The organism is Streptomyces sp. NPDC102258, from assembly GCF_055584685.1.
Map to the genome: position 1 here is coordinate 16,601 of NZ_JBVJLO010000004.1, position 13,712 is coordinate 30,312.

Annotated in this window: 12 protein-coding genes; 3 read left to right on the plus strand and 9 right to left on the minus strand. The window is 71.3% G+C overall.

The window, feature by feature from the left end; all coding sequences use genetic code 11:
- Positions 1-4: 4 nt before the first annotated feature.
- Positions 5-550, minus strand: coding sequence for a GNAT family N-acetyltransferase (locus tag ACZ6ZT_RS08055; protein WP_469716643.1), 546 nt, complete (start codon positions 548-550; stop codon positions 5-7).
- Between the two features lie 79 nt (positions 551-629).
- Complete coding sequence (locus tag ACZ6ZT_RS08060) at positions 630-920, minus strand: tyrosine-protein phosphatase (RefSeq protein ID WP_469716645.1); 291 nt, start codon at positions 918-920, stop codon at positions 630-632.
- 81 nt (positions 921-1,001) lie between these two features.
- On the opposite strand from ACZ6ZT_RS08060, the gene ACZ6ZT_RS08065 reads away from it, so the two are divergent.
- Positions 1,002-1,703 carry a nitroreductase family protein gene (locus ACZ6ZT_RS08065; RefSeq protein WP_469716646.1) on the plus strand — a complete coding sequence of 234 codons (702 nt, stop codon included), beginning with the start codon at positions 1,002-1,004 and terminating at the stop codon, positions 1,701-1,703.
- A 98-nt stretch (positions 1,704-1,801) separates the two neighbouring features.
- Here ACZ6ZT_RS08065 and pruA read toward each other — a convergent pair whose 3' ends face one another.
- Together pruA and ACZ6ZT_RS08075 are read right to left on the minus strand one after the other, a co-directional pair.
- Positions 1,802-3,433 carry an L-glutamate gamma-semialdehyde dehydrogenase gene (pruA, locus tag ACZ6ZT_RS08070; RefSeq protein ID WP_469716648.1) on the minus strand — a complete coding sequence of 544 codons (1,632 nt, stop codon included), beginning with the start codon at positions 3,431-3,433 and terminating at the stop codon, positions 1,802-1,804.
- Positions 3,434-3,465: 32 nt separating this feature from the next.
- Positions 3,466-4,392 carry a proline dehydrogenase family protein gene (locus tag ACZ6ZT_RS08075; protein WP_469716650.1) on the minus strand — a complete coding sequence of 309 codons (927 nt, stop codon included), beginning with the start codon at positions 4,390-4,392 and terminating at the stop codon, positions 3,466-3,468.
- A 197-nt stretch (positions 4,393-4,589) separates the two neighbouring features.
- Between ACZ6ZT_RS08075 and ACZ6ZT_RS08080 the strand changes: the two genes are divergently transcribed.
- Positions 4,590-5,768, plus strand: coding sequence for a PucR family transcriptional regulator (locus ACZ6ZT_RS08080; protein WP_469716652.1), 1,179 nt, complete (start codon positions 4,590-4,592; stop codon positions 5,766-5,768).
- Between the two features lie 69 nt (positions 5,769-5,837).
- On the opposite strand, the gene ACZ6ZT_RS08085 is transcribed toward ACZ6ZT_RS08080, so the two are convergent.
- On the minus strand, positions 5,838-6,452 hold the full coding sequence (locus ACZ6ZT_RS08085) for a TetR/AcrR family transcriptional regulator (RefSeq protein WP_469716654.1): 615 nt from the start codon (positions 6,450-6,452) through the stop codon (positions 5,838-5,840).
- A gap of 90 nt (positions 6,453-6,542) precedes the next feature.
- On the opposite strand from ACZ6ZT_RS08085, the gene ACZ6ZT_RS08090 reads away from it, so the two are divergent.
- The gene (locus ACZ6ZT_RS08090) at positions 6,543-8,090 is read left to right on the plus strand and encodes an MFS transporter (protein ID WP_469716656.1); all 1,548 of its coding nucleotides are present in this window, start codon (positions 6,543-6,545) and stop codon (positions 8,088-8,090) included.
- Positions 8,091-8,163: 73 nt separating this feature from the next.
- Here the strand turns inward: ACZ6ZT_RS08090 and serA are convergent, their stop codons facing one another.
- The 4 genes from serA to ACZ6ZT_RS08110 form a co-directional block, all read right to left on the minus strand.
- Complete coding sequence (serA, locus tag ACZ6ZT_RS08095; RefSeq protein WP_469716658.1) at positions 8,164-9,753, minus strand: phosphoglycerate dehydrogenase; 1,590 nt, start codon at positions 9,751-9,753, stop codon at positions 8,164-8,166.
- Between the two features lie 298 nt (positions 9,754-10,051).
- Positions 10,052-11,053 carry a ketol-acid reductoisomerase gene (gene ilvC / locus ACZ6ZT_RS08100; RefSeq protein ID WP_469716660.1) on the minus strand — a complete coding sequence of 334 codons (1,002 nt, stop codon included), beginning with the start codon at positions 11,051-11,053 and terminating at the stop codon, positions 10,052-10,054.
- Positions 11,054-11,175: 122 nt separating this feature from the next.
- On the minus strand, positions 11,176-11,700 hold the full coding sequence (ilvN, locus tag ACZ6ZT_RS08105) for an acetolactate synthase small subunit (protein WP_030236168.1): 525 nt from the start codon (positions 11,698-11,700) through the stop codon (positions 11,176-11,178).
- Between the two features lie 31 nt (positions 11,701-11,731).
- The gene (locus tag ACZ6ZT_RS08110; protein ID WP_469716662.1) at positions 11,732-13,618 is read right to left on the minus strand and encodes an acetolactate synthase large subunit; all 1,887 of its coding nucleotides are present in this window, start codon (positions 13,616-13,618) and stop codon (positions 11,732-11,734) included.
- Between the last annotated feature and the right edge of the window lie 94 nt (positions 13,619-13,712).

Below are 13,712 nucleotides of genomic sequence, written 5' to 3' on the forward strand. Positions count from 1 at the left end.
GTTCTCACACCACGTCGCCCTCCCGCCAGTCGAAGTCGATCCGCCCGGCGGGGTCCGGCACGGCCCCGCCGGGCGGCGTCCACACGTAGGTCGTACCCTCCTCGTCGGGCAGCCGCTCGGGGCCCCGCGGTCCGAGCACCCCGATCCGCCCGGCGTACGGGCGCCAGCCCCGGCCCTCGTACAGCGCCGCCCCGGCCGCGGAGGCGGAGAGCGCGCCGAGTACGTAGGCCCCGGCGATGACCCCCTCCAGCGCCTCCATCACGGCCCCGCCGAGCCCCTGCCGGCGTACGTCGGCCCGTACCGCCACGGCCTCCACGTACCCCGTGCGCAGGGCGCGGCCGTGGTGCAGCACCCGGCGCTGGACGACACTGCCGTGCGCGAGGAGCTCGCCGTCCCGGTGGACCAGGGCGTGCATCCCGCCGAGGGCGTGCTCGAAGTCCGCGTCGTCGAAGTTCCCCTCGAAGGCGGCGCCGAGCAGCGCCCGGATCCCCGCGAGTTCACCCGGATCGAGCTGCGCGGTGTGCACGAGCCGGTTCCACGTCCTGTTCATCCCCCCAGTCTGCGGCGCGGTCGGGGAAGCGTTCCGGGAAAGGCCGGAAATACGCGGGGGCCGCGAAACCCGGAGTGCCTCACCACACGCCCCGGACGTCCCGGTGCCCGATGCCGGCGAGCGGGATCCGCAGGGGCGTCGGCCCGGCCGGGCGGGGGGCGTGGTCCACCCCGGTCTCGTCGTCGTTGCGCAGGTCGATGACGGTCCGCACCCGGTGCGCGGCCGGCCTGGTCCAGCCCCGGGCCGTGTGCCCGCCGGGGCTGTCGGCCCGTACGAGGACACCGCGCGGCGGCGTCCCGAGACCGCCGGGGTCGCGGGCGTCGAAACAGCCCGGCCGGTCCACGAATCGACCGACGTTCGTCACGGTCATAGCCCCCCTGTCCGTACACAACGGACAGCCGTGGCGGACGCGACTCTGGCCACAGGGGTTCCACCGCGTGAAAATCTGGCCATGTCGCCCCATACCCAGCAGTGGACCCCGACCCATGGCCAGCCCTACCGGCCCGTCGCCTACCGGCCCGCGCGCATGCCGAGTCAGGAATCCCTCGCGCGCGCGGCGGAGCTACGGGCCCGCATGGACGAGCGGCGCACCGTACGCCACTTCTCCCCGGACCCCGTCCCCGACCAGGCCGTCCGCGACGCCATCGCCTGCGCGGCCACCGCCCCCTCCGGGGCGCACCAGCAGCCGTGGACGTTCGTCCTGGTCAAGGACCCGACGATCCGCCGGCAGATCCGCGCGGCCGCCGAGCAGGAGGAGCAGATCTCCTACGACGGCCGCCTCGGCGACGAGTGGCTCGCGGCGCTGCGCCCCATCGGCACCGACGCCGTGAAGACCCACCTCACCGACGCCCCGGCGCTGCTCGTGGTGTTCCAGCAGCGCTACTGGCTCGGCCCGGACGGCACGAAGCGCAAGCACTACTACGTCGACGAGTCGGTCGGCATCGCGGTCGGCATGCTCCTGTCCGCCCTGCACCTGAGCGGCCTGGCGGCCCTGATCCACACCCCGAGCCCGATGCGCTTCCTGTCCCACGTCCTCGGCCGCCCCGAGAACGAGAAGGCCTTCGCGGTCCTGCCGATCGGCTACCCCGCCGACGACTGCGAGGTCCCGGACCTGACCCGCAAATCCCTGGACCAGGTCCTGGTGGAGGTCTGACCCGGCCGTGCGGCCCGGCCGTGCGGCCCCGGACATGGAGACCGCCCCCGCTCCGGGCTTGGGGGTACCGGAGCGGGGGCGGGGTGGGGCGGGGGCGGTCAGCCCATGTGGGGGTAGCCGTACTCGGTCGGCGGGACCAGGGTCTCCTTGATGGAGCGGGTCGAGGTCCAGCGGAGCAGGTTCGAGGCGGCGCCCGCCTTGTCGTTCGTGCCCGAGGCGCGGCCGCCGCCGAAGGGCTGCTGGCCGACGACGGCGCCGGTCGACTTGTCGTTGATGTAGAAGTTGCCCGCCGCGAAGCGGAGCTTCTCCATCGTGTCGGCGGCCGCGTAGCGGTCCTGCGCGATGACGGCGCCGGTGAGGGCGTACGCGGAGACGTTCTCCATCTGCGCGAGCATCGCGTCGTAGTCCGCGTCCTCGTAGACGTGGACCGCGAGGATCGGGCCGAAGTACTCGGTCGTGAAGACCTCGTTCTCCGGGTCGGTGCACTCGATGACGGTCGGGCGGACGAAGTAGCCCTCCGAGTCGTCGTACGTGCCGCCCGCGACGATGGTGCAGGTCGGGTCGGCCTTCGCGCGGTCGATCGCGGCCTTGTTCTTGGCGAAGGAGCGCTCGTCGATGACGGCGCCGATGAAGTTCGTCAGGTCGCGGACGTCACCCATGGCGATGCCGTCGACCTCGGCCGCGAACTGCTCCTTGAAGCCGTCGTTCCAGATGGAGGCCGGGACGTAGGCGCGGGAGGAGGCCGAGCACTTCTGGCCCTGGAACTCGAAGGAGCCGCGGGTCAGGGCGGTCTTCAGGATGCCGCGGTCCGCCGACGGGTGCGCGACGACGAAGTCCTTGCCGCCGGTCTCGCCGACCAGGCGCGGGTAGGAGCGGTACTTCTCGATGTTGTTGCCGACCGTCTTCCACAGGTACTGGAAGGTCTTGGTCGAGCCGGTGAAGTGGATGCCCGCCAGCTCGGGGTGGTTCAGGGCCACCTCGGAGACGGCGATGCCGTCGCCGGTCACCAGGTTGATGACGCCCTTGGGCAGGCCGGCGGCCTCCAGGAGCTCCATCAGCAGGACCGCGGAGTGGGTCTGCGTCGGGGACGGCTTCCACACGACCACGTTGCCCATCAGGGCGGGGGCGGTCGGCAGGTTGCCGGCGATGGCCGTGAAGTTGAACGGCGTGATCGCGTAGACGAAGCCCTCCAGCGGGCGGTGGTCGCTGCGGTTCCACACGCCGGCGGAGTTCGCCGCGGGCTGCTCGGCCAGGATCTGCCGGGCGAAGTGGACGTTGAAGCGCCAGAAGTCGACGAGCTCGCACGGGGTGTCGATCTCGGCCTGCTGGGCGGTCTTCGACTGGCCGAGCATGGTGGACGCGGCCAGCTTCTCGCGCCAGGGGCCGGCCAGCAGCTCGGCGGCGCGCAGGATGATCGCGGCGCGGTCGTCGAAGGACATCGCGCGCCAGGCCGGGGCGGCGGCCAGGGCGGCGTCGACGGCTTCCTGGGCGTCGGCCTCGGTGGCGTTGGCGTAGGTGCCGATGACGGACTTGTGGTCGTGCGGCTGGACGACGTCGAAGCGCTCGCCACCGCCCATCCGCTTGACCCCGTTGATCGTCATCGGGAGGTCGATCGGGTTCTCGGACAGCTGCTTGAGCTGGATTTCGAGGCGGGCGCGCTCGGCGCTGCCCGGGGCGTACGAGTGGACCGGCTCGTTGACCGGCGCGGGGACCTGGGTGACAGCATCCATGGTGCTGGTAACTCCTTGAGCTAGTGGGGTGCCTAGTTCTTGGTGATCATCGAGCGGAGGAAGAAGAGCAGGTTGGCCGGCTTCTCCGCGAGGCGGCGCATGAAGTAGCCGTACCAGTCGGTGCCGTAGGCCGTGTAGACGCGCATCCGGTGGCCCTCGGCGGCGAGCCGCACGTGCTCCTCGCTGCGGATGCCGTACAGCATCTGGAACTCGTACTCGTCCAGCTTGCGCCCCGCCTGGCGGGCCAGCTCCTGGCCGATGGCGATCAGGCGCGGGTCGTGGGACCCGATCATCGGGTAGCCGTCGCCCTCCATCAGGATCTTCATGATCCGGACGTACGCCTTGTCGATCTCGGCCTTGTCCTGGTACGCGACCTCGGCGGGCTCCTTGTAGGCGCCCTTCACGATGCGGACGCGGCTGCCGGCGGCGGCCAGGCGCCGGGCGTCGGCCTCGGTGCGGAAGAGGTAGGCCTGGATCACGCAGCCGGTACGGGGGAAGTCCCGGCGCAGCTCCTCGTGGATGGCGAACATCGAGTCGAGGGTGGTGTGGTCCTCGGCGTCCAGGGTCACGGTGGTGCCGATGGCGGCGGCGGCCTCGACGACCGGGCGGACGTTGGCGAGGGCCAGCTCGTGGCCGCCCTCCAGGGCCTGGCCGAACATGGAGAGCTTGACCGACATCTCGACGGACTCGCCGAGGCCCAGCGCGGCGAGGCGCTCGATCAGTTCGAGGTACGCGTCGCGGGCGGCGTGCGACTGCTCCACGGCGGTGATGTCCTCGCCGACGACGTCGAGGGTGACCTCCAGGCCGTGCCGCGTGAGGTCCTCGACGATCGGGATGACCTGGTCGACCGTCTCACCGGGGATGAACCGGTTCACCACGGGCTTGGTCACCGGGGCGGCGGAGACGATTCGGCGCATCTTGTCGCTGCGCGAGGCGGCGAGGATCACGGGACCCAGCACGGGGCACCTCCAACGGGTGGCAGAAGCGGATACGGCCACCGCACGGGTGGGCCGCGGCCGTCAGGAAAACGCAAGTGAAACCACCGTGAAACCTAAGGATCTCCACGATCCTCTGCCATCGACAGCTGTCACGCATCCGTGTCCCTGATCTCATACATCTGTCTGAAGCGCGGTCGGCGGGGTGGGAGAATGGGCGCGTGAAGGGCGATTACCAGGACCTGGTCGACGAGATCTCGGCGCTGCTCGGCGCCCCGGCCACGCTGGAAAACCGGGATTTCCGTCTGATCGCCTTCGGCGCCCACGACAGCGACGACGACCTCGCCATGGACCCCGTCCGCACCCGCTCGATCCTCACCCGCCAGTCGACGGCGGCCGTCCGGTCCTGGTTCGAGGCGTTCGGGATCGCCCGCGCGACCGGCCCCGTCCGGATCCCGGCGGCCCCCGACGCGGGGGTCTTCCGGGGGCGGATCTGCCTGCCCGTGCGGTACCGGGGCATCGTGCAGGGTTACGTGTGGCTCCTCGACCGGGATCCCGGTCCCGGGCCGGAGGCGCTGGCCGCGGCCATGGAGGTGGCCCAGCGGATCGGGGTGCTGCTCGCCGAGGAGGCCAAGGCGGGCGCCGACCTCTCCCGGGAGTTCCTGGCCGTGCTCACCGCCGGCCGGGGCTGGCAGCAGGACATGGCGGTGGCCGCGCTGCGGCTGGCGCTGGGGGCGGAGGCCGAGGGGGTGCACGCCGCCGTGTGCGTGGCGCCGTGGTCCGGGGAGGCTCCGGCGTCGGTGCCGGGTGCGTCGGCGGTGTGCGTGGTCCCGGGGGACCCGGGCGGGGCGGCGGTGGGCCCGGCGGTACTCGCCGTCCTGCTCCGCCTCCGCTCGCCGGACGCCCTGGCTCCGGCCCTCACGGCGATCGGCCGCCTCCTCCCCCGCGCGCCGGCCTCGGGCGCGGCGGCGGGCGCCGGGCACGGGGTGACGGCCGGGCTTTCCGAGCCCGTACGGGGGCTCGGGGGGCTGCCCGGCGCCTGGGCGCAGGCCACCGCCGCGGCCCGGGCGGCCGCCGCGCAGCCGCGCTTCGGGCCGGTGGCTCGCTGGTCGGAGATCGGCCCGTACCGGATGCTGGCCGCCCTGGCGGCGGACCCGGTGGACGACCCGGCGACCCGGTCGCTGCTTGCCCCGGCCCACCACGAACTGGCCCGTACCGCCGAGGTGTTCCTCGACTGCGCGGGCCAGGCGGGCCGCGCGGCGGCGGCCCTGGGCATCCACCGCCAGACCCTGTACTACCGGCTGGGCCGAGTGGAGCAGCTGACGGGGCTCGACCTGGACGAGGGCGAGGACCGTCTCCTGCTCCACATGGCCCTCAAGTCGGCCCGCCTGCACGGCTGACCCGCCGCGGACCACCGGGCCGCCGGGACCACCGGCGACCGGCGACCGGCGACCGGCGACCGGCGACGGTCACGCCGGCCGCGGCCCCTGCGGATCGCGCCGCGGGCCCGCCGTGCGCGTCAGCCCCTCCGCCACCCGCCGCAGCCCCTCCGTGAACTCCTCCGCCGTCGCGGCGCTCGCGGGGTCGAACAGCCACTGCACCATCAGGCCGTTGAGGAGCGCCTGGTAGACGGCACCGAGGGTGCGCTCGTCCTCAGCCGTGACCTCCTCCTCCGGCGTCCCGGTCAGCATCGAGATCAGCCCCCGGCGCCCCTCGGCCTGTGACGCGGCGAGCAGCGCCCGTACCTCGGGCAGCCGGTCGCCGCTCAGCGCGACCTCCAGGCTGGCGGCCCAGACGGGCGCCGTCGCCTCGTGCTGGTCCAGCACCCCCTGCCACAGCCACCGCATCCGCTCCAGCGAACCGTCAGCCCCCCCGGGCCCGGAGGCGTGCACCCCCTCCCCCCACTCCTCCATGAGGGCGACGAAGGCCTGGGTGAGCAGGGCGTCCTTGGAGCCGTAGTGGTAGCCGATGGACGCCAGGTTGGTACCGGAGGCGCTGACGATGTCCCGCGCGGTGGTGCGCACGAAACCCTTCTCGGCCAGGCACTTCTTCGCGCCTTCGAGCAGATCTTCACGATGTCCCATGCCGTCCACCGTAGCAAGACAGCTGTCCTAGACGGAAGTTCCATACAACCGTCATAGACAAGCGTTTAAGACGTGTGTACCGTCCTCCTCATGACGAACCCCGCCGCTACGGCGCACCTCGCCGGACGCCGTGAATGGACCGCGTTCACCGTCCTCCTGCTGCCCCTGCTCCTGGTCTCGATGGACGTCTCCGTCCTCTACTTCGCGATCCCGGCCATCACCCGGGAACTCGACCCGAGCGCCACCCAGCAGCTCTGGATCTTCGACAGCTACGCCTTCGCCCTCTCCGGCCTGCTGATCACGATGGGCTCGCTCGGCGACCGGATCGGCCGCCGCAAGCTGCTGCTGATGGGCGCGACCGCCTTCGGCCTCGCCTCCGTCGCCGCCGGGTACGCCACCAGCGCCGAGATGCTGATCGCGGCCCGCGTGCTGCTCGGCATCGGCGGCGCGACGCTGATGCCGTCCACGCTGGCCCTCGTACGCAACCTCTTCCGCGACGACAAGCAGCGCGGCAAGGCCATCGCCATCTGGTCCGGGGCCATGACCGGCGGCATCGCCCTCGGCTCCGTGCTCAGCGGCGTCATGCTGAACCACTTCTGGTGGGGCTCGGTCTTCCTGATCAACGTGCCCGCGATGCTGCTCCTGCTGGTCCTGGTCCCGGTGCTGGTACCGGAGTTCAAGGACCCGGCGCCCGGCCGCTTCGACCTGCTGAGCATCCCGCTGTCGACGGCCGCCGTCCTGCCGGTGGTCTACGGGCTCAAGGAGATCGCCGCCAACGGCTTCGAGCCGCTCTCCCTCGGCTGCCTCGCCGTCGGTCTCGCCGCCGGGTACGTCTTCGTCCGCCGCCAGCGCCGCCGCGAGGACGCGATGATCAGCCGGGCGCTGTTCCGGGGCCGCGGCTTCGCAACGGGCATCGGCCTCAACACCGTCGCCGCCTTCGCCATGATGGGTTCGGCGTACTTCACCACCCAGTACCTCCAGGCCGTGCTCGGCATGGGCACCCTGGAGGCGGCCCTCTGGAGCCTCGCGCCCTCCCTCTTCATCGGCGCCGCGGCCCCCGTGGGCGCCGCCCTGGCCCAGAAGACCGACCGGGCGCACGTCATCGCGGGCGGCTTCGTCCTGGCCGCCGCCGGATTCGGCCTGATCTCGCTGGCGGGCACCGACTCCCTGTGGCTCGTGCTGGCCGGCGCCGGGGTACTGGCCAGCGGCATCGTCACCGTCATGACGCTGGTCTCGGAGCTGGCGCTGGGCTCGGCCCCCGCCGAGAAGGCCGGTACGGCCGCCTCCCTGCTGGAGACCGGCCAGGAGTTCGGCGGCGCCCTCGGCATGGCGCTGCTCGGCAGCCTCGGCACCGCCGTCTACCGCTCCGACCTGGCCGGCGCGGCCCCCGCGGCCCGCGAGACCCTGGGCGGCGCGATGGCCACCGCGCAGCAGACCGGTGGCGCGGCGGGCGCGGAACTGCTGGGCCTGGCCCGCGAGGCCTTCGTCCACGGGATGGCGTACGCGGCCTGGGCCGGGGCGGCGCTGCTGCTCGCGGCGGCGGTCCTCACCCTGACCCGGGCGCGGGGCACCGGAGCCGCCGCCTCCGTCCCGGCCGCGGCGGAGCCGGCCGGCGCCGCTGTGGCGCCGGTGCGCTGAGCCGCGTAAGGCGGGGGGAACGCGCGAGGGCCCGGGACGGATGTCCCGGGCCCTCGCGGATGCGCTGCGACGGTCAGCCGAGGTTGACCGTACGGGCCGAAGCGGCGCCGATCTCGGCCGAGATGGCCGCGAGGACGTCCACCGGGACCGCGGCGTCGACGGTGAGGACGACGAGCGCCTCGCCGCCCTCCTCGGCGCGGGCGACCTGCATGCCCGCGATGTTCAGGCCGGCCTCGCCGAGCAGCTGCCCGACCTTGCCGACCACGCCCGGGCGGTCGGTGTAGCGGAGCACGATCATGTGGTCGGCCAGGGCCAGGTCCACGTCGTACTCGCCGACGCCCACGATCTTCTGCAGGTGCTTCGGACCCGCCAGGGTGCCGGAAACCGACACCTCCTGACCGTCCGACAGGGTGCCGCGCACCGTCACCACGTTGCGGTGGTCCGGGGACTCCGAGCTGGTGGTCAGCCGCACCTCGACGCCGCGCTCCTGCGCGAACAGCGGGGCGTTGACGTAGGAGACCGTCTCGTCGACGACGTCCTCGAAGACGCCCTTGAGCGCGGAGAGTTCGAGCACCTTGACGTCGTGCTGGGTGATCTCGCCGCAGACCTCGACATCGAGGCGGACCGCGACCTCGCCCGCGAGGGCGGTGAAGATGCGGCCGAGCTTCTCGGCGAGCGGCAGGCCGGGACGGACGTCCTCGGCGATGACGCCGCCCTGGACGTTGACGGCGTCCGGCACGAGCTCACCGGCGAGCGCGAGGCGCACCGACGTGGCGACCGAGATGCCGGCCTTCTCCTGGGCCTCGTCCGTGGACGCGCCGAGGTGCGGCGTGCAGACGACCTGGTCGAGCTCGAAGAGCGGGGAGTCCGTGCAGGGCTCCTTCGCGTACACGTCGAGGCCGGCGCCGGCGACGCGGCCCTCCTTGAGGGCGGAGTACAGCGCGGCCTCGTCCACGATCCCGCCGCGCGCGGCGTTGACGATACGGACGGACGGCTTCACCTTGTGCAGGGCCTCGTCCCCGATGAGACCGAGGGTCTCGGGGGTCTTGGGCAGGTGCACGGTGATGAAGTCGGCGACCTCCAGCAGCTCGTCCAGCGTCAGCATCTTGACGCCCAGCTGGGCGGCGCGCGCGGGCTGTACGTAGGGGTCGTACGCGACGACCTTCATGCCGAAGGCCGACATGCGCTGGGCGACCAGGACGCCGATGCGGCCGAGGCCGACGACGCCGAGGGTCTTCTCGCTGAGCTCGACGCCCGTGTACTTGCTCCGCTTCCACTCGCCGTTCTTCAGGGCGGAGTTGGCCTGCGGGATGTGCCGGGCGGTGGCCACGAGCAGGCCGCAGGCGAGCTCGGCGGCGGTGACGATGTTGGAGGTCGGGGCGTTCACGACCATCACGCCGGCCTTGGTGGCGGCGGCGACGTCGACGTTGTCGAGGCCGACACCGGCGCGAGCGACGACCTTCAGCTTCTTGGCGGCGGCGATGGCCTCGGCGTCCACCTTGGTGGCGGAGCGGACCAGGATCGCGTCGACGTCGACGATCGCGGGCAGCAGCTCCGCGCGGTCGGCTCCGTTGACGTGCCGGATCTCGAAGTCCGGACCGAGCGCGTCCACCGTGGCGGGCGACAGCTCTTCGGCGATGAGTACGACAGGTTTCGAGCTCACGTGGGTCCTCACAAGTCCAGTGCGGACGGCCGTCCCGACGGCCGCAGGCGGTGGAGGGGGTAGCCGCGTGGAAGACGCACGACACTGTGGGCCTGACGCGTTGTGTTGAGCAGTGTAGTGGCGGATCGGTACCGGAATTCCGCCTGTACGGAAGGATCACCCGTCCGGGATTGGCCGGGGTGGATAATCCGCACTACAGGACGGCTTTATTCCGGCCGTCTCCCGCCCGGCTGCCTCCACCGATGGGGTGATGCGCGGCGGGGCCGGGACTGTCGTCCCGGCCCCGCCGTGTGCGAGATCAGCTCTCGTCGTTGTCGACCCAGCTCATCAGCTTGCGCAGCTTCTTGCCGGTGGTCTCCAGCAGGTGGGCCTCGTCGGCCTTCTTGTACTCGTTGTACTTCGGCAGGCCGGCCTTGTACTCGGCCATCCAGGTGTTGGCGAACTCGCCGCTCTGGATCTCCGCGAGGACCTTCTTCATCTCGGCCTTGGTGGCGTCGGTGATGATGCGCGGGCCGGTGACGTAGTCGCCCCACTCCGCGGTCTCGGAGACGGACCAGCGCATCTTCTCCAGGCCGCCCTCGTACATGAGGTCCACGATGAGCTTCAGCTCGTGCAGGCACTCGAAGTACGCGATCTCCGGCTGGTAGCCGGCCTCGGTCAGGGTCTCGAAACCGGCCTTGACCAGCGCGGAGGCGCCACCGCAGAGGACGGCCTGCTCACCGAACAGGTCGGTCTCGGTCTCCTCGGTGAAGGTCGTCTTGATGACGCCGGCGCGGGTGCCGCCGATGCCGGCCGCGTAGGAGAGCGCCAGGTCGAAGGCCTTGCCGGTGGCGTCCTGCTCGACGGCCGCGATGCACGGAACGCCGCGGCCCTCCTCGTACTGACGGCGGACCAGGTGGCCCGGGCCCTTCGGGGCGACCAGGGCGACGTCGACGTGGGACGGGGGCTTGATGAAGCCGTACCGGACGTTGAAGCCGTGGCCGAAGAAGAGCGCGTCGCCCTCCTTGAGGTGGTCCTTGATGGACTCCTCGTAGATCTCGGCCTGGAGCGGGTCCGGGGTCAGGATCATGATGACGTTCGCCCACGCGGCGGCCTCCGCCACGGGGACGACCTTCAGGCCCTGCTCCTCGGCCTTGGCCTTGGACTTCGAGCCCTCCTTGAGGCCGACGACGACGTCGACGCCGGAGTCACGGAGCGACAGCGCGTGGGCGTGGCCCTGGCTGCCGTAACCGATGACCGCGACCTTGCGGCCCTGGATGATGGACAGGTCGGCGTCGTTCTCGTAGAACAGCTCGGCCACTGGGATATCTCCTTGGTGCGCTGGTGTTGCTCCCACCGTACGGCGGGGAACGGAATCTGAGTTTGTCGGTCTCGCCATTCGAGCCGGGGAACCGGGGCGGTCGTCCGGCGCGGCGGCGGGGGTCAGGCGCTGCGGTCGAGGGAGCGCAGACTGCGGTCCGTGATGGACCGTCCGCCACGCCCTATGGCGATCGTGCCGGACTGCACGAGCTCCTTGATGCCGAACGGTTCCAGCATCTTGAGCATGGCGCCGAGCTTGTCGGTGCCGCCGGTGGCCTCGATGGTGACGGCCTCCGGAGAGACGTCGACGGTTTTGGCGCGGAACAGCTGGACGATCTCGACGATCTGCGAGCGCGTCTCGTTGTCGGCGCGGACCTTCACCAGGACGAGTTCACGCTCGATCGCGTTGTGCGGCTCCAGCTCGACGATCTTGAGCACGTTGACCAGCTTGTTGAGCTGCTTGGTCACCTGCTCCAGCGGGAGGTCCTCGACGTTCACGACGATGGTGATGCGGGAGATGTCGGGGTGTTCGGTGACGCCGACCGCGAGGGAGTCGATGTTGAACCCGCGGCGGGAGAACAGGGCGGCGATCCGGGCCAGGATGCCGGGCGTGTTCTCGACCAGGACGGAGAGCGTGTGCTTGGACATGTGGGGCGTTCTCTCTCTCGGCTCTCTCGGCTCAGTCGTCTTCGTTGTCGCCGAAGTCGGGGCGGACGCCCCGGGCTGCCATGACCTCGTCGTTGGAGGTGCCGGCGGCGACCATCGGCCACACCATGGCGTCCTCGTGGACGATGAAGTCGATGACGACCGGACGGTCGTTGATGGCGTTGGCCTCGGCGATGACCTTGTCGAGGTCGGCCGGGTCCTCGCAGCGCAGCGCGACGCAGCCCATGGCCTCGGACAGCTTGACGAAGTCCGGGACGCGCGTGCCCTTGCGGGGGGCGAGGGACTCACCCAGCTGGGAGCCGACGGTGCCGTGGCCGGTCTCGTCCGCGTGCAGCACGGTGTTGGAGTACCGCTGGTTGTAGAACAGGGTCTGCCACTGGCGGACCATGCCCAGCGCACCGTTGTTGATGATCGCGACCTTGATCGGGATGTTGTTCAGGGCGCAGGTGGCAAGTTCCTGATTGGTCATCTGGAAGCAGCCGTCGCCGTCGATCGCCCAGACGGTGCGCTCCGGCATGCCGACCTTGGCGCCCATCGCGGCCGGGACCGCGTAGCCCATGGTTCCGGCGCCGCCGGAGTTCAGCCAGGTGCGGGGCTCCTCGTACTTGACGAAGTGGGAGGCCCACATCTGGTGCTGGCCGACGCCCGCCGCGAAGATCGTGCTCTTCGGCGCGAGGGCGCCGATCCGCTCGATGACCTGCTGCGGGGAGAGCATGCCGTCCTCGGGCAGGTCGTAGCCCAGCGGGTAGGTCTCGCGCCAGCGGTTGAGGTCCTTCCACCAGGCGGTGTAGTCGCCCGCGTGGCCCTCGGTGTGCTCGGCCTGGACGGCCTGGATCAGGTCGGCGATGACCTCGCGGGCGTCGCCCACGATCGGGACGTCGACCTCGCGGTTCTTGCCGATCTCGGCCGGGTCGATGTCCGCGTGGATGACCTTGGCGAAGGGCGCGAAGCTGTCCAGCTTGCCGGTGACGCGGTCGTCGAAGCGGGTGCCGAGGGCGATCAGCAGGTCCGACTTCTGCAGCGAGGTGACGCCGGTGACCGAGCCGTGCATGCCCGGCATGCCGACGTGCAGCGGGTGGCTGTCGGGGAAGGAGCCCAGCGCCATGAGGGTGGTGCAGACGGGGACGCCGGTCAGCTCGGCGAGGACCTTCAGCTCGGCCGTGGCGCCGGACTTCATGACGCCGCCGCCGACGTACAGGACCGGGCGCTTGGCCTGGCAGATGAGCTTGGCGGCCTCGCGGATCTGCTTGGCGTGCGGCTTGGTGACCGGCCGGTAGCCGGGCAGGTCCATGACCGGCGGCCAGGAGAAGGCGGTCTTCGCCTGGAGGGCGTCCTTGGCGATGTCGACCAGGACGGGGCCGGGGCGGCCGCTGGCGGCGATGTGGAAGGCCTCGGCGATCGTCCGCGGGATGTCCTCGGCCTTGGTGACCAGGAAGTTGTGCTTGGTGATCGGCATGGTGATGCCGACGATGTCCGCCTCCTGGAAGGCGTCGGTGCCGATCGCCTTGGAGGAGACCTGGCCGGTGATGGCGACGAGCGGGACCGAGTCCATGTGCGCGTCGGCGATCGGGGTGACCAGGTTGGTGGCGCCCGGGCCGGAGGTGGCCATGCACACGCCGACCTTGCCGGTGGCCTGCGCGTATCCGGTGGCGGCGTGGCCGGCGCCCTGCTCGTGGCGGACCAGGATGTGACGGACCTTCGTGCTGTCCATCATCGGGTCGTACGCGGGGAGGATGGCGCCGCCCGGAATGCCGAAGACGGTGTCGCACCCCACCTCTTCGAGAGAGCGGATGAGGGACTGCGCGCCCGTGACGTGCTCAACTGCGGTGGGCTGGTGTCCACCCGTACGGGGCCGCGGCTGCGGATGGTGGGCCCCGGAGGCCTGCTCGGTCATCGGCATTCTCTTCTCGAAGCTGAGGGTTTTACGAGGAGCGGGGATCCCCCGGATCACGACCGGGGGCGTGTGCCAGTGCAACAAAAAACCCCTCGTGCCT

Bases quoted from the DNA above. Each gene is read 5' to 3' on its own strand.
- ACZ6ZT_RS08090 (WP_469716656.1), top strand. From the start codon at position 6,543: ATGACGAACCCCGCCGCTACGGCGCACCTCGCCGGACGCCGTGAATGG.
- ACZ6ZT_RS08060 (WP_469716645.1), bottom strand. From the start codon at position 920: ATGACCGTGACGAACGTCGGTCGATTCGTGGACCGGCCGGGCTGTTTC.
- ACZ6ZT_RS08065 (WP_469716646.1), top strand. From the start codon at position 1,002: ATGTCGCCCCATACCCAGCAGTGGACCCCGACCCATGGCCAGCCCTAC.
- ilvN (WP_030236168.1), bottom strand. From the start codon at position 11,700: ATGTCCAAGCACACGCTCTCCGTCCTGGTCGAGAACACGCCCGGCATC.
- ACZ6ZT_RS08085 (WP_469716654.1), bottom strand. From the start codon at position 6,452: ATGGGACATCGTGAAGATCTGCTCGAAGGCGCGAAGAAGTGCCTGGCC.
- ACZ6ZT_RS08055 (WP_469716643.1), bottom strand. From the start codon at position 550: ATGAACAGGACGTGGAACCGGCTCGTGCACACCGCGCAGCTCGATCCG.
- pruA (WP_469716648.1), bottom strand. From the start codon at position 3,433: ATGGATGCTGTCACCCAGGTCCCCGCGCCGGTCAACGAGCCGGTCCAC.
- ACZ6ZT_RS08110 (WP_469716662.1), bottom strand. From the start codon at position 13,618: ATGCCGATGACCGAGCAGGCCTCCGGGGCCCACCATCCGCAGCCGCGG.